At 61.6% G+C, this 22649-nt stretch carries 18 protein-coding genes; 3 read left to right on the forward strand and 15 right to left on the reverse strand.

From position 1 onward, the window contains the following. Positions 1 to 50: 50 nt before the first annotated feature. The 3 genes from FO013_RS06815 to aspS all read right to left on the reverse strand — a co-directional run bounded on the left by FO013_RS06815 (position 51) and on the right by aspS (position 5074). Positions 51 to 1664 (reverse strand): cation:proton antiporter family protein, encoded by a 1614-nt coding sequence (locus FO013_RS06815; RefSeq protein ID WP_260848027.1) that lies wholly within the window; start codon positions 1662 to 1664, stop codon positions 51 to 53. Positions 1665 to 1802: 138 nt separating this feature from the next. After that, positions 1803 to 3290: a replication-associated recombination protein A gene (locus FO013_RS06820; protein ID WP_143921805.1), complete on the reverse strand. Its 1488-nt coding sequence runs from the start codon at positions 3288 to 3290 to the stop codon at positions 1803 to 1805. Beyond that, positions 3290 to 5074 carry an aspartate--tRNA ligase gene (aspS, locus tag FO013_RS06825; RefSeq protein WP_143921806.1) on the reverse strand — a complete coding sequence of 595 codons (1785 nt, stop codon included), beginning with the start codon at positions 5072 to 5074 and terminating at the stop codon, positions 3290 to 3292. The genes FO013_RS06820 and aspS overlap by 1 nt, the downstream gene beginning before the upstream one ends. A gap of 119 nt (positions 5075 to 5193) precedes the next feature. On the opposite strand from aspS, the gene FO013_RS06830 reads away from it, so the two are divergent. Beyond that, entirely contained in the window at positions 5194 to 5568 is a 375-nt protein-coding gene (locus FO013_RS06830) for an ArsR/SmtB family transcription factor (RefSeq protein WP_143921807.1), read from the forward strand. An 83-nt stretch (positions 5569 to 5651) separates the two neighbouring features. Here the strand turns inward: FO013_RS06830 and hisS are convergent, their stop codons facing one another. Continuing rightward, the gene (gene hisS / locus FO013_RS06835; protein ID WP_143921808.1) at positions 5652 to 6986 is read right to left on the reverse strand and encodes a histidine--tRNA ligase; all 1335 of its coding nucleotides are present in this window, start codon (positions 6984 to 6986) and stop codon (positions 5652 to 5654) included. 88 nt (positions 6987 to 7074) lie between these two features. Then, positions 7075 to 7719, reverse strand: coding sequence for an MBL fold metallo-hydrolase (locus FO013_RS06840; RefSeq protein WP_186293008.1), 645 nt, complete (start codon positions 7717 to 7719; stop codon positions 7075 to 7077). A gap of 119 nt (positions 7720 to 7838) precedes the next feature. Between FO013_RS06840 and FO013_RS06845 the strand changes: the two genes are divergently transcribed. Together FO013_RS06845 and FO013_RS06850 are read left to right on the forward strand one after the other, a co-directional pair. Further along, entirely contained in the window at positions 7839 to 9191 is a 1353-nt protein-coding gene (locus FO013_RS06845) for a DUF349 domain-containing protein (RefSeq protein ID WP_143921809.1), read from the forward strand. A gap of 96 nt (positions 9192 to 9287) precedes the next feature. Continuing rightward, a complete protein-coding gene (locus FO013_RS06850; RefSeq protein ID WP_260848028.1) occupies positions 9288 to 9848 on the forward strand; it encodes a hypothetical protein in 561 nt (186 codons plus the stop codon). Positions 9849 to 9878: 30 nt separating this feature from the next. On the opposite strand, the gene FO013_RS06855 is transcribed toward FO013_RS06850, so the two are convergent. The 10 genes from FO013_RS06855 to FO013_RS06900 form a co-directional block, all read right to left on the reverse strand. Continuing rightward, positions 9879 to 12176 (reverse strand): RelA/SpoT family protein, encoded by a 2298-nt coding sequence (locus FO013_RS06855; RefSeq protein ID WP_143921810.1) that lies wholly within the window; start codon positions 12174 to 12176, stop codon positions 9879 to 9881. Positions 12177 to 12192: 16 nt separating this feature from the next. Beyond that, on the reverse strand, positions 12193 to 13209 hold the full coding sequence (secF, locus tag FO013_RS06860; protein ID WP_143921811.1) for a protein translocase subunit SecF: 1017 nt from the start codon (positions 13207 to 13209) through the stop codon (positions 12193 to 12195). Next, positions 13206 to 15530, reverse strand: a complete 2325-nt coding sequence (gene secD / locus FO013_RS06865; protein ID WP_260848030.1) for a protein translocase subunit SecD — start codon at positions 15528 to 15530, stop codon at positions 13206 to 13208. The genes secF and secD overlap by 4 nt, the downstream gene beginning before the upstream one ends. Before the next feature lie 33 nt (positions 15531 to 15563). Next, positions 15564 to 16172: a preprotein translocase subunit YajC gene (locus FO013_RS06870; protein WP_260848031.1), complete on the reverse strand. Its 609-nt coding sequence runs from the start codon at positions 16170 to 16172 to the stop codon at positions 15564 to 15566. Positions 16173 to 16253: 81 nt separating this feature from the next. Then, the gene (gene ruvB / locus FO013_RS06875; protein ID WP_143921914.1) at positions 16254 to 17297 is read right to left on the reverse strand and encodes a Holliday junction branch migration DNA helicase RuvB; all 1044 of its coding nucleotides are present in this window, start codon (positions 17295 to 17297) and stop codon (positions 16254 to 16256) included. A gap of 77 nt (positions 17298 to 17374) precedes the next feature. Beyond that, positions 17375 to 17995 carry a Holliday junction branch migration protein RuvA gene (ruvA, locus tag FO013_RS06880; protein WP_143921812.1) on the reverse strand — a complete coding sequence of 207 codons (621 nt, stop codon included), beginning with the start codon at positions 17993 to 17995 and terminating at the stop codon, positions 17375 to 17377. A gap of 153 nt (positions 17996 to 18148) precedes the next feature. Further along, complete coding sequence (locus FO013_RS06885; protein ID WP_143921813.1) at positions 18149 to 20191, reverse strand: HNH endonuclease signature motif containing protein; 2043 nt, start codon at positions 20189 to 20191, stop codon at positions 18149 to 18151. A 460-nt stretch (positions 20192 to 20651) separates the two neighbouring features. Then, entirely contained in the window at positions 20652 to 21248 is a 597-nt protein-coding gene (gene ruvC, locus FO013_RS06890) for a crossover junction endodeoxyribonuclease RuvC (RefSeq protein ID WP_143921814.1), read from the reverse strand. 21 nt (positions 21249 to 21269) lie between these two features. Further along, positions 21270 to 22022 carry a YebC/PmpR family DNA-binding transcriptional regulator gene (locus FO013_RS06895; protein WP_143921815.1) on the reverse strand — a complete coding sequence of 251 codons (753 nt, stop codon included), beginning with the start codon at positions 22020 to 22022 and terminating at the stop codon, positions 21270 to 21272. Between the two features lie 126 nt (positions 22023 to 22148). Beyond that, entirely contained in the window at positions 22149 to 22628 is a 480-nt protein-coding gene (locus tag FO013_RS06900) for an NUDIX hydrolase (RefSeq protein ID WP_235344391.1), read from the reverse strand. Positions 22629 to 22649: the final 21 nt, after the last annotated feature.

Genomic DNA, 22649 nt, shown 5'->3' on the forward strand with positions numbered 1-22649 from the left:
CGGGGTTGATCACAGGGCAAAGAGGATATCTGCCCGGCAGGTTCTGGTGCTCAGGCGCCGGTACGGCCGGCTCCGCCGTCGGGCCTTCGCTCGGTGGGCAGCCGCATTGCCGCATCAGCAACTTCGGCTCCCGAACCACCATAGATGTTGACGACGGTGTGGACTCCTGCCGCGGTGAGGGCGTCGGCCTGGTCCTGACGCTGGACCACTGCGGCGATGGCACCGTCGAAACCGGCTATTCTCAGCTGTTCGAGTGCGAAGGTGTTCGAGTCGTGGATCGCCATAGCCAGAATCACGGTCCGGGCGGTTCCACCGACGACAATGCGGTGCCAGAACTCGTGGTCTGTGGCGTCGCCCTCCAGGACGTTGAACTTCTCGTCCTGGAGATCCTCCACCACCAGATGATCGTTGTCGACACCGATGACGGACAGACCCCCTCGGTCGACCAATCGCTCATATGCACCGCGTCCGATGCGGCCCATGCCCAGCACCACCACCTCGGCGGTACCTGTGTCGATCGGGCGATCCGGTGGTCGCAGTCTGGCCTCATTCTCATCGGGCAGGATCTCATCGAGCCTGCCCACGATCTGCAGACTGTAGGCGTTGGCCAATGAGGAGATGATCATTGAGATCGCGACGGCCAAAGCAGTCACTGTCAGCCAGCTGTCCTCGAACACTCCATTGGCTGCCCCGACCGCCACCACGATGAGCGCGAATTCGGAGAAGTTGCTCAAGGCGAGACTGGTGCGGATGCTGGTCCGGTTGCGCAGGCCGAAGAGTCGACCCAACAGATAGAAGCTGAGGAAGTTGAAGGGGATGAGAATCACGCACAGGATCAACGCCATGAGCAGGTCGGCCCAGGTCGGGATCGCCTGCAGTCCGATGACGACGAAGAAGGCGACGAGGAAGAGCTCCTTGACGCTGAATAGGGACTTCGACAACTCGGTGGATCTGGGATGGCCGGCGAAGAGCAGACCCATCACCAAAGCCCCCAGGTCACCATGGATGCCCACGGACTCGAAGGCCACGTATCCCGGGCCCAGTGCCATGACCACGCCGAAGAGCACCAGCAGCTCGCCTCGTCCCACACGGTCGAGAATGCGGCGCAGCACCCATGCTGCGGGGATCAGGAGAACGAGTGCGAAGGCCCATAGACTCGGCGGCTCCTCACCTGCAACGGTGATGAAGGCGACGGCGGCGATGTCCTGGAGGACGAGGATGGCGATGGCGATCTGACCGTAGTACGAACCGTCGTCGGAGCGGTCTTCGAGGACCTTGACCACGAGAACTGTTGAGGAGAACGACAGTGCGAATCCGAGCAGACCGATCGTGCCCAGTCCACCGTCGAGCGATACGACGCCGATGACCGCAGCGAACCCGATCGTGCCGGCTCCCACGAGAACACTGGAGATCATATGGAGCGCAGCCGTACCGTAGGCCTCGGGTTGGAGGAGGGATCGCAGATCGAACTTCAGTCCGATGGTGAAGAGGAGCAGAACCACGCCGAGGTCGGAGATCCGTTCGAGACCGTCGAATGCGGAGAAGCCGAGGAAGTGAAGCAGGAATCCGGCACCAAGGAAGCCCACCAGTGGAGGAATGCGCAGTACGCGCGCCACCAATCCCAGAGCGAGAGCGGCCGCGATGGTGACGATGATGTCCTGCACGTCAACCCTCCTCGGCCCCTCAGACGCCAGCGAACCGATCGTGGCCGCGGCTCTCCTTCATCCTGTGCACAAAACTACCGCGTCCCAGGGGTCAGAGGGAGGAATTCGGCGGCGAATATCGGCAGGCCGGTGCCTTTATCAGGGCCGCAGGAGTCTCTGCAGCATCTCGAGACGCTCACCCAAGGAGCGCTCCATCCCGTTGCCTGTCGGCTCGTAGTAGCGCTTCCCGCGCAGTGTCTCGGGCAGATATTCCTGGGCAGCGACTCCGTGAGGATGATCGTGCGAGTATTTGTAGCCCTCGCCGTGGCCGAGCTCCTTGGCGCCGGGATAGTGCGCGTCCCGCAGATGTGTTGGCACCTGCCCGGAGAACCCGTTCTTGACGTCGGCGATGGCTGCGTCGAGGGCGCGGTAGCTCGCGTTCGACTTCGGCGCCATGGCCAGGTAGGTGACCGCCTCGGCCAGCGGAATGCGTCCTTCCGGCATGCCGATGTTCTGCACGGCTGTTGACGCCGCCACCGCGATCGGCAGGGCCTGCGGATCGGCCATACCGATGTCCTCGGCAGCCGATATCACGACGCGCCGCGCGATGAAGCGGGGGTCCTCGCCGGCAACGATCATCCTGGCCAGGTAGTGCAACGCGGCATCGACGTCTGAGCCGCGAATCGACTTGATGAATGCGGAGATGACATCGTAGTGCTGGTCACCGTTCTTGTCGTAGCGCAGCACAGTTTCGGAGCTGGCCTCGGCACAGGCGGCCTCGGTGATGAGGATCGCGCGGCGATCAGTTTCCGAATCGGCCGCGTCATCAGTCGCGTCGTCGGCCGCGTCATCAGGCGAGTCGTCGGCCGCGTCTCCGTCGTCTGCCCCTGCGAACTCTGCCTGTGCGGCAGCGATTCCGGCGGCGGCTTCGAGGATCGTCAGGGAGCGCCGGGCGTCAGCACCGGCGATGCGGACGATGAAGTCCTTCGCCGCAGGCTCGAGTTCGAACTGGCCGGCCAAACCTCGTTCGCTGGTGACTGCACGGTCGAGGAGATCGGCAATGGCGGCATCGTCGAGCGGACGCAGCGTGAGCAGAAGCGAGCGGGACAGGAGTGGGGAGATGACGGAGAACGATGGGTTCTCGGTCGTCGCGGCCACGAGCACGACGAGGCGGTTCTCCACCGCTGGCAGCAGAGCATCCTGCTGCGCTTTCGAGAATCGGTGGATCTCGTCGAGGAACAGCACGGTCGTGCGCTGATACATGTCGCGCTCGCGCCTGGCGTTCTCGATCACCTGTCGCACGTCCTTGACGCCGGCGGTTATCGCGGACATCTCGACGAAGGTGCGGCCCGGCGCGTGGGAGATGACGTGGGCCAGGGTGGTCTTGCCGACCCCGGGAGGACCCCACAGGATCACCGAGGAGGCTCCTGCCCGGTCTCCCCCGCTGGCCTCGACGAGTTGGACGAGGGGTGAACCGGGGAACGTCAGATGATCTTGGCCGACCACCTCGGCAATGGTGCGCGGACGCATCCGCACCGCCAGCGGATCGAGAGCTCGCCCCGAACCGGCAGATGAACCGCCGACGCCCGGACCAGGCGATCCCTGGTCCGGGCTGTCGGAGGAGAAGAGGTCAGGACCGTTGGTCATCAGGCCTCGGCGTCGTCGTCTTCCGGTTCGAAGTCCACGCCGGCCTCGGCACGCTGTGCGTCGGTGATCGGTGCGGGAGCCTGGGTGAGCGGATCGTATCCGGCACCCGTCTTCGGGAAGGCGATGACTTCGCGGATCGAGTCGACCCCGGCGAGCAGGGACACGATGCGGTCCCAGCCGAAGGCGATGCCTCCGTGCGGGGGTGCGCCGAACTTGAAGGCTTCGAGGAGGAAGCCGAACTTCTCCTGTGCGTCTTCCTCGGAGATGCCCATGATCTTGAACACCCGTTCCTGGACGTCCTTGCGGTGGATGCGGATCGAACCTCCGCCGATCTCGTTTCCGTTGCAGACGATGTCGTAGGCGTAGGCCAGGGCAGCACCCGGGTCGGATTCCAGGGTGTCGAGGAATTCCGGCTTCGGAGCGGTGAAGGCGTGGTGGACAGCGGTCCATGATCCTTCACCGACAGCGACGTCGCCTGCGGCCTGAGCCGCTGCTGCGGATTCGAAGAGCGGTGCATCGACGACCCACACGAAGGCCCAGTCGCCTTCTTTGATGAGTCCTGTGCGTTCGGCGATCTCGTTGCGGGCGGCGCCCAGGAGAGCACGTGAGCTCGCAGGGTCACCGGCGGCGAAGAAGATCGCGTCACCGGGGGTGGCTCCTGCGGCGTCGACGAGGCCTGCCTTCTCCTCATCGGAGATGTTCTTGGCCACGGGACCGGTCAGGGTGCCGTCTTCGGCCACGAGCACGTAGGCCAGGCCTTTGGCGCCGCGCTGCTTGGCCCAGTCCTGCCAGGCGTCGAGCTGACGACGAGGCAGTGAGCCGCCGCCGGGGTAGACGACCGAGCCGACGTAGTCGGACTGGAAGACCCGGAACGGGGTGTCCTGGAAGAATTCGGTGAGGTTGTGCAGTTCGAGCTCGAAGCGAAGGTCGGGCTTGTCGCTGCCGTACTTCTCCATCGCCTCGGCGTAGGTGATGTGCGGGATCGGCGTGGTGATCTCGTGTCCGATGAGCTTCCACAGAGCCACGAGGATCTTCTCGGCAAGCTCGATGATGTCGTCCTGCTCGACGAAGGAGGCTTCGATGTCGAGCTGGGTGAACTCGGGCTGACGGTCCGCGCGGAAATCCTCGTCACGGTAGCAGCGTGCCAGCTGGTAGTAGCGTTCCATGCCGGCCACCTGCAGAAGTTGCTTGAACAGCTGCGGTGACTGCGGCAGGGCGTACCAGGAACCGGGCTGCAGGCGTGCGGGGACGAGGAAGTCGCGGGCGCCTTCAGGGGTGGACCGGGTCAGGGTCGGGGTCTCGATCTCGAGGAATTCCTGCTCGTCGAGGACAGTGCGGGCTGCCTTGTTCGCGGCCGATCGCAGACGCATGGTGGAAGCCGGACCGGACCGACGCAGGTCGAGGTACCGGTAGCGCAGGCGGGTCTCCTCGCCGACGGTGCCGGCGTCTTCGGCGTGGTCGGAGACCTGGAAGGGCAGCGCCTCGGCGAGGCTGAGGATCTCGACGTTCGTGTCGATGACCTCGATGTCACCAGTGGGCAGGTTGGCGTTGGTGTTGCCCTCGGGACGCAGGGACACGGTGCCGGTGACCTTGACGACGGATTCGTTGCGCAGCGAGTGCGCATCGTCCTCACGGACGACGACCTGGACGATGCCCGAAGCGTCACGCAGATCGATGAAGGCGACACCTCCGTGATCGCGACGACGGTCGACCCACCCGGTCAGGGTGACGGTCTGTCCTGCGTGTGAGGCTCGCAGGCTTCCGGTTTTGTGGCTTCGCAGCACCTAGGGCTCCTTTACGATGTTTATGTGGCAGCGCGTGAACAATGATAGTCGCTCGCCAGTGGAATACCGGCATGGCCCACTGCAGGTCATCTGCCGCGGGCGACGAGGAAGAGGATCACATGAGCACAAGTGGCACGGGCACGGAGGATCCGGGCTCGGATGTGGGAACCGACCCCACCTCCGCGCAGGTCGAGGTGGCCGCGGAGACCTTTCGCATGCTCGCCTCCGGGACTCGCCTCCGTCTGGTCTGGACGTTGGTCAATCAGGAGCTCGATGTCTCTTCCCTCGCCGAGGCGATCGGTGCGGCTGTACCCACCGTTAGTCAGCATCTGGCGAAGATGAGATTGGCGGGCCTGATCTCGTCTCGCCGGGACGGGCGCCGGATCTTCTACACCGTCGACGATCCGCACGTGGTCTCAATGGTGCGCGAGATCTTCGATCACATCGCCCCCGACGGATCGTTGGCACCCGACCCGCCCGCGAGCGGCTCCTGACACTGGGCAGCGGCTTCACACCTGGGCCCAGGCAGGATAGAGGCTTCACACCTGGGCTCAGTCAGGATTCGGTCGGAACGATCTCAGTCCCGGTACACCAGTGGCTTACGGTCGGCAGCGACAGGCTCCCATGTCTGCGGGTTCGCCGGAGCCTGCTCCCCGGAGCGGATGTCCTTGATTTCGTGACCACTCTCACCTTCGGTGAACCACACGAAGGGGATACCCCGACGTTCGGCGTAGCGAATCTGCTTTCCGAACTTCGCAGCACTCGGTGAGACCTCACAGGCGATGTCACGGGCACGCAGAGCGGTGGCAACCGCATCGGCTTCACCGCGCTTGTCCTCATCCGTCACAGCGACGACCACAGCCGACGGTGTTCCACGCGTGGCCTTGATGCCGCTGTCGGCATCGAGGATGAAGGCCATGAGCCGCGAGACGCCGATCGACATCCCAACACCGGGGTAGCTCTTCTTACCCACAGTCACGAGCGAATCGTAGCGACCGCCTGAGGCCACCGATCCGAGTTCTTCGTGTCCGATCAGCTGCGTCTCGTAGACGGCTCCTGTGTAATAGTCGAGTCCACGTGCGATCTTCAGCTGCGCCACAACGACGCCGGGTGCTCGCTCGTGGGCGGCGCGAAGCATCGTCGTCAGAGAGTCGAGACCCTCGTCGAGCAGGGGGTGTTCGACGCCGAGCGCACGCACGTCGTCCGCGAAGTCCGGCGAATCCGATTCGATCGCGGCCAGTGCGAGGCACAGTCGCTGCTGCTCCTCGTCGGCCTCGGCTTCCGCAGCCAACAGTTTGCCCACCTCGGCGGGACCGATCTTGTCGTACTTGTCGAGGCAGCGCAGGACGGCCTGGATGTTGGTGAGTCCGATGCCACGCGCGAACCCTTCGAGGAGCCTGCGATCGTTGACCACGATCTTGACCCCGGGCACGCCCAGTGGGGCCAGCCGGCTGAAGGCGTCGGCGACGGCGAGTGGAATCTCAACTTCGAAGTGTCCGGGCAGCTCCGCCTCGGCGACGACGTCGATATCGGCCTGGATGAACTCGCGGTACCGGCCCTGTTGGGGGCGTTCACCGCGCCACACCGGCTGGATTCGAGCGGCTTTGAACGGGAAGGAGAGTTCGTTCGCGTTGTCGGCGATGAACCGCGCCAGGGGCACAGTGAGGTCGAAGTGCAGCCCCAGCGGATTGCGCTCGGTGCCCTCGGAGTGCAGGCGGCTGACAGCGAAGATCTCTTTGTCGATCTCTCCGTCCTTGGCGAGCTGGCTGATCGGCTCGACTGCACGGTGGTTGAGTGCCGAGTATCCATGCAGCGCGAAGGTGTGTTCGAGGACGTCGATGATCGACCTCTCGATTACGCGCTCTGCTGGAAGTCGTTCCGGGAAACCGGACAGTCGGGCTGACTTCGCCATTGTTCTCCTTGGTGCTCTTCGTCTCTGATGGGTGTTGTAGTACCTGGTGGGTGTTGGTCGGTTCGTCTCGCTCGGAACCGATTCGTCTCTAGAAGAACGGGTTCGTCGCCAGCTCGTGGCCGACTCGGGAGCCTGGACCGTGTCCAGGATAGATGGGAACGTCGGGCAGCATCGCGAAGGCTCGCAGTGATTCTGCCATCGCCGAAGCGTCTCCCCCTGGCAGGTCGACGCGTCCGATCGCTCCGGCGAAGACCACATCGCCGGTGAAGATGATCTCCTCACCGTCGGCCTGCACCCGCAGCAGGGTCGAACCTTCCGTGTGTCCGGGTGCGGCCACAGCAGTGATCGTCAACCCTGCGACCTCCACCGTCTGCGCGTCGATCAGCGCGTTGACCTTGGGCGCTGACCAATCCTTGACGAGCGGTTCGAGCATCTGGGCGAACTGAGGGCTGAGAGTCTCGGCGGGCTTGTCCAAGCGATAACGGTCGGTATCGCCCAGGTAGACAGGCACATTCCAGCGGGACAGGACGTTGGTCAGTCCGAGGATGTGGTCGGGGTGACCGTGGGTGAGGAAGATGGCCCGAGGCACCAGATTCTCTTCGTCCACGATCTCGTCGAGACCGGGTGCACAGTCGAAACCTGAGTCGACGAAGATGGCATCGTCGTGGCCTTCGGCACGCACGGCGTAGCAGTTGACTTCGAGAAATTCGGCGCGGGTCACAAATACATCCATGCTCAAAGTCTATCCAGAGCATGGGGCTTGGTTATGCTGGGATAACGTCAATCAGGAAATCGAGTGATCTGCAGGCACAGAGTCCCGCAGGTTCGACCGATGGAAACAAGGTGAGAATCATGTCGACCCCGACCCCGAAGCCGGTCCCGCGCCCGTCCTCTCTGCCCCGTCCACAGGCGGCTCAGACCGTGACCGGGACTACCGTTGATCATGATGCGGAAGTCCGGCGCGCAATCGAGCACGGTCGCGCTGACCAGGAAGGCAATGTCTTCGTCGTCACTGCCGACGGCGAGCGTGCGGTCGGGCAGTATCCCGATGCCGGCCCTGAGGAAGCCTTGGAGTACTTCGCAAAGAAGTACGTCGACCTGGTGGAGAACGCAGCACTTCTCCGCAATCGTCTGTCCGCCGGTGCTCCCGGTCGCGACGTGTCCTCTGCTGCGAAGACCCTGCAGGAGACCCTGCCGGAGGCCAATGTCGTCGGCGATCTCAAGGGCCTCTCTGCCACCTTGGATACCCTGATCTCGGATGCGCAGGCCACCGAGTCGAAGCAGGCTGCCCGTGCGGAAGCAGCCAAGCTCGAGGCCGCACAGGAACGCGAAGAGATCGTCGCCGAGGCTGAATCGCTGGCCAAGCGCGATCCCGCGAAGATCCAGTGGAAGCAGTCCGGGGCACGTCTGCGTGAGCTCTTCGGTCAGTGGAAGGACATGCAGCGCAGCGGTCCCAGACTGCCGCGTGCCGTGGACCAGGAGCTGTGGGGCCGCTTCTCGCAGGCTCGGAACACGTTCGAGCACAAGCGCAAGGAATTCTTTGCAGAGCTCGACAAGCAGAATTCCGAAGGCAAGCGGATCAAGGAGAAGCTCGTTGCCGAGGCGGAATCGCTGACCGACTCGACCGACTTCCGCAATGTGTCGCAGAAGTACAAAGACCTCATGAACCAGTGGAAGAAAGCTCCGCGTGCCTCGCGCAAGGACGATGATGCTCTCTGGGCGCGCTTTCGTGCCGCCCAGGACGTCTTCTTCGCAGCTCGAGATGCAGAGAATGCTGCCGTCGACGAGGAGTACAAGGGCAACCTTGAGGCCAAAGAGGAGATCTTGGCCAGGGCGCAGGGTCTGCTGCCGATCGGTGATATTGCCGTGGCGAAGAAGGAACTGCGCGTCATTCAGGACGAGTGGGAGGCTGCCGGCAAGGTGCCTCGGGCCGACGTGTCCCGCATGGAGAACGGGCTGCGTGATGTCGAACGCGCCCTCTCCGATGCCGAGAACGCCGAATGGAAGCGCAGCAACCCGGAGACCAAGGCACGCACGTCCGGTGCGCTGAGCCAGCTCGACGACTCGATCACCGAACTGGAACAGAAGTACGAGAAGGCGAAGGCCGGTGGCGACGAGAAGGCCGTCGCTGAAGCACAGTCGGCACTCGACGCACGTCGGGCCTGGCGAGACCAGCTGGCTCAGACAGCTGCCGAACTGGGCTGACGGGGCTTCCACAGCCTGGCGACCATGAGTCGCGGTTTATCCACAGATCGGATCTTCGGTATTGAACACGCCTCCATACAGCGCAATAGTTGCTGTATGGAGGCGATGTTTCATCTGCGCGACTACAGCTATGAGCACCTCACCGAACTGACGCTGGACGGACTGCTGACGCGGCTGACCGAGTCCACATGGGTCCGCAAGGGCGCTGTGCTCAGCTCAGAGGACCGCATGGCGGCGCTGCGGGCGCAGATCCCACCTCGTCTTGTGCTCTCCCATGACATCGCGTGGTGGGTTCACACCGGCCTTGGCAGAGCTCCGAGTCCGCTGACGTTCATCACCTATCCGAGGCGGCGCTACGTCGACAGCTGCGACGTCGTCGTCCATGAACTCACCATTGCGCGGAACGAATGGGAACTGATCAGCGATCTGCCCATCACTACGGAGGACAGAACGCTCTACGACCTGCTGGTCCCCCACCTGCGCACCCCCGATGAACGTTCGGCCCAGGTCGTGAAGAACCTCATCGACGAACTTCCCGCAAGAGCCAGACAACGGTTCCGCATGTATCTGGCGGAGATGTCCCGCAGGCCATATGTCGCCCACATGCGAACCGTCTTCGAGCGGACCTGTGCCGCATCAGACCGCGATAGACGCTGACCTAGTGCGGCAGTCTGAATCCGGTCGCCCTCAGCCCCCGGCGATGCGGTAGACGTCGAAGACCCCTTCGACCTTGCGAACTGCCGAGAGTACGGTATCGAGATGGCTGGCGTCGCTCATCTCGAAGACGAACTTCGACTGGGCAACTCGAGCCCGTGACGTAGCAACCGAGGCGGACAGGATGTTGACGTGAGTCTCGGTGAGGACCTTCGTGATGTCCGAGAGCAGACCTGAGCGGTCCAAGGCCTCGACCTGGATCTGAACGAGGTAGATTCCGCTGGTCGTCTCGCCCCAGGAGACATCGACCATCCGCTCAGGCTCCCGCTCGAGGGACGCGATGTTGGGGCAGTCCACACGGTGAACGGAGACTCCCGAACCACGCGTGACGAAACCGAGGATCTCATCACCTGGCACCGGCGTGCAGCAGCGGGCGAGTTTCACCAGGACGTCGTCGACGCCTTTGACTGTGACTCCCCCGGACGAGGAATGATGGCCCGAGGACTGACCAGTGCGATTGCGCGGTGACGGTGGCAGAACCGTCTCTTCGTTGTCGTCTCCAACTTCTTTTGCCAGCAGATCAACGACGTGGGCGGCCGAGCTCACGCCGTTGCCGATCGCAGCGTAGAGCGCGGTGACATCGGGCAGGCGCAGCTCAGTGGCCACAACCTGCAGCGCTTCCTGACTCATCAGCGCCGAGGCGGAGAGCGTGTGACGACGCATTGCCCGAGCCAGCTGCTCGCGACCGTTCTCGATCGCCTCTTCGCGGCGTTCTTTGGAGAACCATTGGCGGATCTTGCTGCGTGCGCGAGGGCTCTTGACGAAGCCCAACCAGTCACGGCTGGGGCCTGCGTTCTCATCTTTCGAGGTGAAGACTTCGACCGAGTCGCCGTTCTTCAGCTCGGTGTCGAGCGCGACGAGACGACCATTGACCCGGGCGCCCATGGTCTTGTGCCCGACCTCGGTGTGAACCGCATACGAGAAGTCGACGGGAGTCGCCCCTGCCGGCAGGCTCATCACGTCACCCTTGGGGGTGAAGACGTAGACTTCTTTCGAATTCACTTCATAACGGAGGTTGTCGAGGAACTCATCGGGGTCGCTGACCTCGCGCTGCCATTCCAGCAGCTGACGCAGCCATGCTGCGTCATCAACTTCGCCGTCATCTGAGACTTTGACCGACCGTGCGGTATTCGACGTAGCGGCCTTCGACGCGTTGCGGCGATCCTTGTACTTCCAGTGGGCGGCGACGCCGAATTCTGCGCGTCGGTCCATTTCGTGGGTTCGGATCTGGATCTCCACGGGTTTCCCGTTCGGTCCGATCACCGTCGTATGCAGGCTCTGGTACATGTTGTACTTCGGCATCGCGATGTAGTCTTTGAATCGGCCGGGGACAGGATTCCACCGCGCATGGACGATCCCCAGCGTGGCGTAGCACTCGCGAACGGTCTCGACGAGGACGCGAACCCCGACGAGGTCATAGATGTCGGCGAATTCGTGACCGCCGACGACCATCTTCTGATAGATCGAGTAATAGTGCTTCGGTCGCCCTGTGATCGCGGCTTCGATGTTTGACTGCCCGAGCTCCGATTGGAGTTCGCTGGAGACCGTGGCCAGATACTTCTCACGTTGGGGTGCCCTATCGGCGACGAGTCTCACCACTTCGTCGTAGACCTTCGGGTGGAGAACCTGGAAGGACAGGTCCTCGAGTTCCCACTTGATCGTGTTCATGCCGAGGCGGTGAGCCAATGGGGCATAGATCTCGAGGGTCTCACGAGCCTTCTTCGTACTCGATGAGGCGGGTACGAAACGCCAGGTGCGGGCGTTGTGAAGACGGTCTGCAAGTTTGATGACGAGGACACGGATGTCCTTGGCCATGGCCACGATCATCTTCCGCACGGTCTCCGACTGCGCGGCCTGGCCGTAGGTGAGTTTGTCGAGCTTCGTCACCCCGTCGACCATCGCGGAGACTTCGGGACCGAACTCCTCGGTGAGTTCCTTCAAGGAGTAGGAGGTGTCTTCGACGGTGTCGTGAAGCAGCGCGGCGGCGAGGGTAACCGGCAGCATGCCGATCTCAGCCAAGATCGTGGCCACGGCCACGGGGTGCGTGATGTAGTCATCACCCGACCTGCGGGTCTGACCGCGGTGAGCCTGTTCTGCGACCTTATACGCCCGGACCACCAGATCGATGTCGGCTTTCGGGTGATTAGACTGCAGAGCCCTGATCATCGGACCGAGGACACGTGGGTAGCCAGGGTTGTTCTGCGCCCTGGCCGCCCACCATGCTAAGCGGGAGATGCCTCGCGGACGGCGCGAATCGGCGGAAGAAGCCATGACATCCCCTTTCTGCTCAGACCTCGGCGTGAATCACCGGCGGAACATCTTCTGCTCCATTCTTCAAGCGTAGTTCACGCACAGCCTCTTCCTGCTCCTTGACTGCGGGTTCATTTGCCCGCAGGAGGGCATAGAGGGGGCTGGCGACGAACAACGTCGAAGCTGCTGCCACAATCGTACCGATGAACAGCGACAGTGAGATGTCGACCAGAGTTCCCGCGCCGAGCAGGAATACACCGATGAAGAGAATCGATGCGATCGGGAGCACCGACACGACGGAGGTATTGATCGAACGAACCGTTGTCTGATTGACGCCGAGGTTGACCAACTCAGAGAATTTCAGATTGCGTTTGTCCTTGAACCGAGTCGTATTCTCTCTGATCTTATCGAAGACCACCACAGTGTCGTAGAGCGAGAAGCTCAGGACCGTCAGGAAGCCGATCACCGCCTCAGGAGTAATTTCGAATCCTGTCGCGGAATAGATGCCCGTCGTGATGATCATGACGACCAGCAGTCCGACGATCGCTGCCAGAGACATCTTCCAAGTACGGAAGTACAGCGCCATCACGATCATGGCGATGCCGACGAAGATGACGAGAGCGCGAATCATCTTCTCGGTCACGTCCTGGCCCCACTCGGGGCCGACGAACGTGGATGTGACGTCTTCTGCCTTGACGTCGTATCCGCTCACAAGAGCGTCACGGACCTCCTGCATCTCGTCATCGCTGAGCTGGTTCGTCTCGATCTTCACAGCTGTATCGCCCGTAGGACTCAGACGTGGTTCGGAATTGCCCACGACCCCGGCGACGATGTCTTCGCCCTTAGCCGGCGCAGTGTCCGAGACGTGGTCGACCTGGAACTGCGATCCGCCCTTGAAGGCAATACCGAAGTTGAATCCTGCGATCAATGGGACGAGCAGTGACAGAAGAACCAGAGCGCCGGAGATCAACAGCCAGAGTTTGGCCTTCCCGACGAAGGGAATCGATGACTCACCGTTGTGGAGCCGGTTGCCCCAGGCAAAGAACCGTTTCACTTGTCTGCCTCCTTGCCATTGTCGGCAGAATCTTCGGCGGCCTTCTTCTCAGCCGCCTTCCGCTCTGCGATCGTGCTACCGGTTCGTGCCGATTTCGTCGACGACGCGGTCTTCTTCTTCGACTTCGTCTCGGTCGCGACATCGACTGGCTCTGTGGAATCAGAGGCCTCGTCGGAATCGGTGGACCGAGACTTCTTCGACCGTTTGGTCGTCGTCGTGCCACGAGACTGGCTGGATGACTCGGATCCGGCATCGACCTTCGACGATGCAGACGAAGATCCAGACGACGAACTTGTCGACTCGACAGTCGAATCCTCGACCGAATCCGCCTCGACGTCGGAGGACATTCCTGCCTTTCGGGTTCGAGCCTTCTCCCGTCTGCGTGCCTCCGGCGACTTCTCGTCGTCGATGCTGAGGTTGAGCGCGCCACGATAGGCAGCAGGCTTGACACCCAACAGCCTCGGATCCATACCGGACATCGGATGGCCCTGACCGAAGAACTTGGTGCGTGCGAGCACTTCCAACATGGGGTGCGTGAACAGGAAGACGATGAGCACGTCGATGATCACAGTCAGGCCCAGGGTGAAGGCGAACCCGCGCACGGAACCGACGGCCAGGATGTAGAGGATGACCGCGGCGAGCATGTTCACTGCTTTGGACGCCCAGATGGTGCGTTTGGCACGATCCCAACCGACTTCGACCGCAGACAGCAGCTGTCTGCCGCTGCGCAATTCGTCTCTGACTCGTTCGAAGTAGACGATGAACGAGTCCGCCGCCATGCCGATGCCGATGATGATACCGGCGACACCTGCCAGAGACAGTCGATAGCCGTATCTCCACGAAGCCAGAAGCAGCAGGAGATATGTCAACACGCCGGCGACGACGAGGCTCGAGACCGTGACCAGACCGAGCACTCGGTATTGCAGGAGCGAATAGATGACGACGAGGATGAGTCCGACGAGACCGGTGAGCAGGCCGATATTGAGGTAGTTGGTACCCAATGTCGGCGAAATCTGATCCTCGCTCTGGACCTGGAAGCTCAACGGCAGAGAGCCGTTCTTGAGCTGGTCGGCCAGGGTCTGGGCCTCGTCAAGAGTGAAGTTGCCCGAGATCTCAGCATTGCCGTCAGTGATCGCTGCGTTCGATGTCGGTGCCGAAAGCACGTTTCCGTCAAGAGCGATGGCGAACTGGTTGTACGGCTGCTGCTTCCCGGTGATGTCCGAGGTGATCTGCTTGAAGATCTCACGCCCGACGCCGTCGAACTTGAGGTTCACTGCAGGCTGGTTGGTCTGCACTCCGTTGGCGCCGGCCGCATAGCCGAAGTTGGCGTCTTCGAGATGCTCGCCCGAGAGTTCGACGGGGCCGAGAATGTACTTGGCCTCTCCGTCCTTACCGCAGGCGACGACCGGTTCATCGGCTGGCTGCTGCTGTCCACCGGTCCGATTCTTCGGATCAGTGCAGTCGAGCTCCGAGTACTTCTTGATGATGGACTCGGTCTGCCACTTGTCGACGTCCTTCTCGGGGTCGAAGAGCGGTCTCGGCGTCGAATCAGTGACCTTCGTGTCGTCGCCCTTGCCGGACCCGCTCGCTTCGGCCGCCTGTTCGCCGCTCTTCTCCCCGGATTTCTCAGCGTCCTTGCCTGCCGGTCCTGGAATGCTGCCACCGGCCTTGGCGACATCGCCGCCACCGGCCTTGGCAACTTCGCCGCCACCGGCAGGTGCATTCCCGCTGTCCTGGCCCGGTGCTCCAGCTCCGCCCTGACCGCTGCCGTCGCCCTGTGCACCAGCATCCGCCTGTGCACCGGCACCGCCACCGGTGAGATCTTCGAGTCGCTTCTTCTCCTCGTCTGTGAGTCCTTCGGAGGGGTCCTGCTGCTCTCCCCCGCCGCTCTTCTCCTGTTCCTTCTGGATATCCTCCTGGGAACGAGGGTCACCGACGAGTGCGACTCGACGGAAGACGAGCTGCGCAGAAGAACGGACCAGGTTACGCGTCTCCTCGTCCGGGTTGCCCGGCAGGTTCACAATGATGTTGCGATCGCCTTGGGTCGTGATCTCGGCTTCGGAGACACCTGTCGAGTCCACACGCTGTCGAATGATCGACACAGCTTGATCAAGCTGCTCTTTGCTGATGTCCGTGTCCTCTGAAACCTGGGGCTCCAGGATGATCGAGGTTCCGCCCTCGAGGTCGAGTGCGAGCTTCGGGGTGGTCGTGGCATCTGACCATACGACACCGCCGGCAATGATGCCGAGGAGCAGTGCAGCGATGATCGACAGCCACACGAAGCGCAAACCAGGACGTGGCTTTTCTTCAGTATCGGACACGTTTCAGCTTTCGATTGAGTGCAGTGAGCGAAGTCAGTTCTTCTTGTTGTTCTCAGGATCGGAAGAATCGGTGCCGGATGCGTCAGCATCAGTGTCACCGGAACCATCCACGACGTCCTCGGCACGCTCAGACCCGGGAGCATCGTCGCCGGTGACGGAGTCTGCGTCGTCGGCCTTGGGCTGATCAGCATCGGTGTTCAGTCCGGTGTCGGAGTCAACGAGATCGTCTGCTGGAAGATCCGCATCATTATCGGTGTTCTCGGCGCGCTTACGCTCATTCATGGCGTCGAGTTCTGCGTCGGTGATCGCCGGGGTATCCCTGCTCTCAGCGTCGTCGGCAACGTCGGCAGATCCTGCAACAGCGCCGCCGGCGGCAGCACCTTCGGTTTCAGGGTTGTTGATCTGGCCGATTGCCTGACGGTGAACGCGGAGGACGGTGCCGGGGCCCGACTCGAGGGTGACCTGGTTGTTTTCATCGTCGATGGACAGAACCGTGCCGAAGACACCGAACGTCGTCATCACGGTAGCCCCGGGGACGAGTCCCGTCTTGATCTGCTCTGCACGCGCTTTCTGTTTACGCCGAGAATTGAACAGGAAAAAAATAAGCAACGCTGCAAGCGCGAGAGGGATCAATAAATCCACAGGTATCTACCTTTCATAAGAATGAACCAGTCCACTACCTTAGTTCGTACTCAGTACTCAAGGCGAACTCAATTGCCGGGATCAGAACTCATAGTTTGCTGGGATCTGCATCCCGAGATGTTTCCAAGCTGCTGACGTCGCAACTCGACCGCGTGGAGTGCGGCTGATGAGCCCCTCTCGCACAAGGTAGGGTTCCGATACGGTTTCAACGGTGTCGGCCTCTTCTCCGACGGAAACAGCGATGGTTCCAAGGCCAACCGGCCCCCCAGCGAAACGTTTGCACAGAACTTGCAGCACGGAACGGTCAAGACGATCCAGTCCAAGTTCGTCGACCTCGTAGACCTTGAGCGCCGTGAGCGCTGCGGCCTCATCGATGATGCCGGTTCCGCGCACCTGCGCCCAGTCTCTGACCCTTCGCAGGAGGCGGTTGGCAACTCGAGGAGTGCCGCGAGACCGGGTTGAGATCTCCGTCAGACCTGCAAGGTCTGCTTCGATTCCGAGCATGTGGGCTGACCGCTTCAGCACGGTCAGGAGATCATCGCTTGAGTAGAAGTCTAAGAGTCCGGTGAATCCGAACCGGTCACGCAGAGGTGCGGGCAGCAGACCGGAACGAGTCGTGGCCCCGACCATGGTGAACTGGGGCAGGTCGAGCGGAATCGCTGTGGCGCCGGGGCCCTTGCCGACGATGACATCGACACGGAAGTCTTCCATCGCGACATAGAGCATCTCTTCTGCGGCGCGAGCCATCCGGTGGATTTCGTCGATGAAGAGGACTTCGCCTTCCTCCAGTGAAGAGAGGATCGCTGCGAGATCTCCTGCATGCTGAACTGCCGGCCCGGAAGTGACCCGCAGACTCGTCTGCATCTCATGCGCGATGATCATTGCCAGCGTCGTCTTCCCCAGGCCGGGAGGCCCCGAGAGCAGCACGTGGTCGGGGGCTCTGTTCCGTGCTTTCGCAGCATCGAGCACGAGGGACAGCTGTTCGCGGACCTGAGGTTGGCCGATGAAGTCCTGCAGTCCTTTGGGACGAAGTGCTGCTTCCGCATCGCGCTCGGCGGTCTCCGCGCGGCCTGAGACCAAACGCTCCTCTTCGGCGCCGGTCAGTTCCTGATCACCGAATTCCATTTCGTAGGAGGTGTCACCACCGCCGTAGGAGTTGTTTCCACCGCCGTAAGAGCTGTTTCCACCGTCATAGGAGCTGGTCACTTCCTAGCACCCAGAACCTTGAGCGAAGCCTTCAACAGCTCCGAGGTGCCCGCATTCTGGCCGAGATCATTGACCACTTCCTGCACGACGTCAGCGGCCTGTGCTTCTTTCCAGCCAAGACCGACCAAAGCGTCGACGACCTGCTGATTCGCACCGCCGAACGACAGCTGCGGCCCTGGCTGGGACACGGAGAGCTTCGGCAGTTTGTTCTCGAGTTCGAGGATGATTCGGGAGGCGCCCTTTTTGCCGATCCCTGGCACGCGGGTCAGCGCGTTGGCATCCTGATTCGAGATCGCGGCTGCCAGTTCGCCCGGCCCCATCACCGACAGAATTGCCATGGCCAGGCGGGGACCGATTCCGGAGATCGACAACAGCACGTCGAAGGTGTGATTCTCATCTTCTGTATCGAAGCCGAAGAGAGTCATGGAATCTTCACGCACAACCAGGGTGGTCACGAGTTCGATATCTGCACCATGACGTGTGTTTGAAAGGGTATCCGGCGTGACGTTGACTCGGCGCCCGACACCATAGGTGAGAATCACGAGGTGGTCAGCTGCGATGCGATGGACCGTACCGCTGAGGAAACTGATCACGGCCTGCCTTTCGAGTGGGAACACATGTACGAATCCAGGCTATCAGCTAGTCCCCGAGTACCTGACTCGACATACCGACGATACCAAGGCTCCGCCCCGCAATGGTCTGTCCGGAAAACATCACCAGCGCGTCACAGCGGTGGGAGCTCTGCCACCACAGCGGTGGGAGCTCTGCGATCACTGCGGTGGGAGCTCGGCTCCGTCGAACAGTCCGTCAATGATCTCCTGCGCGACGAACCTGGCGTGTAGGATCGGACGCCGTTCGACGTCAATGCCCAGTGGCGGGATCCATGCTGGTCGGCCATCGTGGAGCATTCGGGCATACCAATCCGATTTGTCGATCAGGTGGTGATGCAGTCCGCATGCCAACGTGAGGTTGTTGATGTCGGTCTTGCCCCCGTCAGCCCAAGGCACAATGTGGTGCGCGTCGCACCATCCTGGCGGTGCATCGCATCCGGGGAAGGTGCAGCCTTGATCTCTGGCTGCGAGTACTGCCACTTGCCTGTTCGTGGCATATCGACCTTCGGTGGCGATTTCCATCGTCTTGGCTTTATCCGACATCAGGTGGAAGAAGACTGAACCGTTCAATCCTTCGCTGACCGCCGTTGATAGAGGAAATTCGGCTTCGCAACCTGTGGTCGATCGTCCTTTTCCGGTCGCAATGTCTTCAGCTTTTGCGGTGACGACCAAGGCGAATGGCGAACCTCGCCCTATCCGGTCCATCTCGACGCGTGAGATCATTGTTGCAAATCGCCCGTAGATGCGATTGCGCACTGTTCCTTGACTCCCGCTTGTGTCGACCAGCGCTCCGTCTTCGCTGACTCCGAAGCTCGAGAACCCAGAAACAGCCGAATCGGAACCTCCTGAATCGGCAATCCAGTCCGGCCGATCCTCTGGCAGAGCATGTGGCAACGGCGCGTCCGAGACGTCCCCGGCCAAAACGGCTCGAAAGATGTCGAATTCAGGCTCGGCAGGACCCTCGTCTTTCACAGTCGTGCGCGTGCCATCAGTCGTGCGCGCGCCATCGTGAGCCTGCAGAGGTTCCGTCGAGCCCGGTGCGCTCTGTGGGTTTTCCGAGTTGTCACCTGGCAGAATACGCGAGGCCAGCAGTCCGTTGAGGATTCCTCCTGAGACTGAGTCCAAGAGGCCTCTGAGATCCCAGTCGCCGTCATCTCGGGCTCGCACAGTCACGTAACAGCGCGAACGATCCCGCGAAAGCTTCGGTTCTTCTCCGTCGGGATCAATACGGTCCAAAATAGTAGCGAAGATCGTTTTCAAATCTGAGACCCGGACTCGTGGGGCCCTTTCCACAAGGTCCGCTTCGACTTTGTCGCGCACACTGGATGAAACCCAGATCGGCAGCTTGGAAAGACAGTCGTTGATCGCGGTCGCCTGACCCGCCGAGAGCACTCCCGAATGCAGGGCCTTGGAAACGATGGGGTTGACGGGTTCTCTGGCCTGACCAGTCATGTACACGCGGCCGCCGAGATTTTTGGCGAGCTCCGCACGTCGGTTGGCTTCATACCCGGTCAGATTCAACCGGTTCTGGACCAGCGCCTTCGTCGTCTTCGCTCCATAGTCGGTGGGAGTCCCGCACCGTTCATAGACCGACAGAGCGACAGCAGACATCGCTTCGAGAATGCGAGTGGCGGTTTCGATCCCGTTGATGACAGTCATCGCGTGATCAGGCCCAAGAGGACGTTCGAATCTCAACAGTTCGTCTTTGAGGATACTGAGGTTACCGATGCTGCGGGTCAACTCGGGGGCAAGTCGGTCGAGGTCGCGCCATTCGGCATCCGATAGAAGTGGATGCATCACGACAGAAGTCGATTGACCTTCGTCCGCAGTTGGGGACCGGTCGATCCCACCGCCATCACTCTGCGCTCCAGAATCGACCGGAGCAACCTGTTCATCGGCATATGCACCTTCGGTGCTGTGCCGGTCAGAATCGTCATCGCAACTTTCCATGGGTGTGACTGGAACAGCCGCGATCGAATCGAGCTTCTCCGCCAAAGGATTGCCTGTCAGGTCCATTCCGGCGGCCTCAAGCTGCTCCCGAAACGATGTCGGCTCCGGCATCGACAACGATTCATCTTCGTCGGCGGCGGACTCCCCCACAGCTGTGCCAGGTTCCTGCGGGCCTTCGGCAGACTCTCCCGCGGCGGTGCCAGGTGAGCGCCTATGGCACTTTCCTGGTGTCCGGTCGGGGGTGAGAGTCATCGTCTGTACATCCGTTCGTCAACAACATTGTTGCGTGTATAGTCCCATTGTATTAGATCAAATGCGCATTGTATAGACTTTTATTCGATTCTATCTACATTCGATTCGTCGTATTCTATGTTGTTCTATTCGGCTAGAGCGACATTCACGCTCAGCCAAGAAGGATTGACACCTGCGCACACTGCACATCGGAAACTGACAGGACTGCTCGCTGGTCATCTCCGCACTGCTCGGTGGTCATCTCCGCGCCGACACCCGCGATCACACACCCGGACTCGCGCACAAAAGAACCGTCACACCCGCTTCGCACTGCGAAACGAAGTGACGGCGAAGTGACGGCAGAATGTCGGAGTGGAGTGCCGCAGTGACGGCGAAGCGCAGCGTCAGCGGGACGACACTCAACGACTGGACGACCGGACGGCGAGACGGCGAAAAAGCGGGACACCCGACCGCGATGACACTACTTGGCTTTGCGAAGGGCCTTGGCCCACTGCTCCTGAGCTTTCGTCAGGCCCGTGCCTTGACGTCCGGCGCTCTTGCGCTCATTCAGGTCCTTATTCGCTCCAGGAGTCGATTGCCCGCTGAGTGCTCCACGCCATGAGTGGCAGATCGCGATCGCGAGAGCATCCGCGGCATCGGCCGGCTTCGGCGCAGCCTCGAGTTCGAGGATCCGGGTCACCATGTTCGTGACCTGCTTCTTATCAGCCCGTCCTGACCCGGTGATGGCGGCTTTGACCTCGGAGGGCGTGTGCATCGCCACCGGCAGTCCGCGCCTGGCGGCAAGCCCCATAGTCAGGCCTGACACCTGGGCCGTTCCCATGATCGTGGAGACGTCATTGCGGGCAAATACTCGCTCGATGGCCACGACATCGGGACGGTACGTGTCCAGCCAGCTGTCGAACGCCTCGGCGAGGGCGCCCAGACGCAGATCCACGGAGTCCGTGGATGGCGTGCGCAGCACATCGACGGAAACCATTGTGGCCTTGCGGGCGGGCAGGGTGTCGATGACACCCAGCCCGCACCGGGTCAGACCAGGATCAACGCCGAGGATTCTCATCAGGCACCATATTCGGCCTCATCAGGAATCAAGTTCGGCAAGAACCTCGTCGCTGACATCAGCATTGGAATAGACGTTCTGAACTTCGTCGCTGTCTTCGAGCGCATCGATGAGGTTGAAGACCTTGCTGGCGGTGTCCGCGTCCAAACTGACTTCGATCCCGGGCACGAAGGATGCCTCGGCCGAGTCATAGTCGATGCCTGCGTCGACAAGCGCTGTGCGCACGGCGACGAGGTCGGTGGCCTCACAGATGATCTCGAAGTTCTCGCCTTCGTCCTTGACCTCTTCGGCTCCGGCATCGAGGGTGGCCAGAAGGATCGAGTCCTCGTCGGTTCCCTCGGCGGGAACGGTGATGACGCCCTTGCGGTCGAAGTTGTATGTGACCGATCCGGGGTCTGCCATGGTGCCGCCGTTGCGCGTGACTGCCACGCGGACTTCAGAGGCTGCCCGGTTGCGGTTGTCGGTCAGACATTCGATGAGGAGGGCGACACCGCCTGCGGCATAGCCTTCGTACAGAATGTTCTCGTAGTTCACGGCTGAGCCGTCGAGACCACCGCCGCGCTTGACCGCGCGGGTGATGTTGTCGGCAGGAACCGAGTTCTTCTTCGCCTTCTGGACCGCGTCGAACAGCGTCGGGTTGCCTTCGAGATCAGGCCCACCGTTGCGAGCGGCAACCTCGATGTTCTTGATCAGCTTGGCAAAGAGCTTGGCCCTCTTGGAGTCGATGGCAGCTTTTTTGTGTTTAGTCGTTGCCCACTTGGAATGACCTGACACTGGTGTTCCTTCCTATAGATACAGCCCCTAGAGTCTATACGCTCAGCACACCGTTATGTGCGCTGTGCCGGACGAAGCAGCTCACCGCTCATGCGGTACGTTCCCTCGGCCGATGCCGAGCGGCCACTAGTCGATGACGAGGGGGACCTCGGGCACAGAGCCTTCAGCGACAAGATCCATGAGGCTGAGAAGATTCTTCGGATAGATCGTCTCCGTCGTGGTCATCAGCTCTTCGCGAGACCACCACCGGAATTCCAGCAGACTGCGCTTCTCGATGTCAGTCCAGACGGCGTCCTCGAGCTCGATGTCCTCGCTCGTGCGGAAGGCGAAGTAGGTTTCCCGCTGGTGCAGAGACTTCTCCGTGAATTCGAACACCCCGTCACGGGTGGCCAAGGGTCCGATGAGCTCTCCGGGTTCGCATTCGATCCCGGTCTCCTCGGCGAGTTCGCGGGCCGCTGTCTGAGCCGCAGACTCCCCCAGTTCGGATCCGCCGCCGCAGGTCATCCACCACTGGTGTGTGGGCGTGAGCAGGTCCTGAGCACGAATCAGGAGAACCTCGTCGCGCTCATTGAGTAATACGACCCGTGAGGCTTTACGAGGTTTCATGGTTCTCCAGGAGTTGACGAT

Source organism: Brevibacterium aurantiacum (genome assembly GCF_007558825.1).
In the GTDB taxonomy this organism is placed as follows: domain Bacteria; phylum Actinomycetota; class Actinomycetes; order Actinomycetales; family Brevibacteriaceae; genus Brevibacterium; species Brevibacterium aurantiacum_A.

Bases quoted from the DNA above. Each gene is read 5' to 3' on its own strand.
- FO013_RS06820 (WP_143921805.1), bottom strand. From the start codon at position 3,290: ATGACCAACGGTCCTGACCTCTTCTCCTCCGACAGCCCGGACCAGGGA.
- FO013_RS06830 (WP_143921807.1), top strand. From the start codon at position 5,194: ATGAGCACAAGTGGCACGGGCACGGAGGATCCGGGCTCGGATGTGGGA.
- hisS (WP_143921808.1), bottom strand. From the start codon at position 6,986: ATGGCGAAGTCAGCCCGACTGTCCGGTTTCCCGGAACGACTTCCAGCA.
- FO013_RS06840 (WP_186293008.1), bottom strand. From the start codon at position 7,719: ATGGATGTATTTGTGACCCGCGCCGAATTTCTCGAAGTCAACTGCTAC.
- FO013_RS06845 (WP_143921809.1), top strand. From the start codon at position 7,839: ATGTCGACCCCGACCCCGAAGCCGGTCCCGCGCCCGTCCTCTCTGCCC.
- FO013_RS06850 (WP_260848028.1), top strand. From the start codon at position 9,288: ATGGAGGCGATGTTTCATCTGCGCGACTACAGCTATGAGCACCTCACC.
- FO013_RS06855 (WP_143921810.1), bottom strand. From the start codon at position 12,176: ATGGCTTCTTCCGCCGATTCGCGCCGTCCGCGAGGCATCTCCCGCTTA.
- ruvB (WP_143921914.1), bottom strand. From the start codon at position 17,297: ATGGAATTCGGTGATCAGGAACTGACCGGCGCCGAAGAGGAGCGTTTG.
- FO013_RS06885 (WP_143921813.1), bottom strand. From the start codon at position 20,191: ATGACTCTCACCCCCGACCGGACACCAGGAAAGTGCCATAGGCGCTCA.
- ruvC (WP_143921814.1), bottom strand. From the start codon at position 21,248: ATGAGAATCCTCGGCGTTGATCCTGGTCTGACCCGGTGCGGGCTGGGT.
- FO013_RS06900 (WP_235344391.1), bottom strand. From the start codon at position 22,628: ATGAAACCTCGTAAAGCCTCACGGGTCGTATTACTCAATGAGCGCGAC.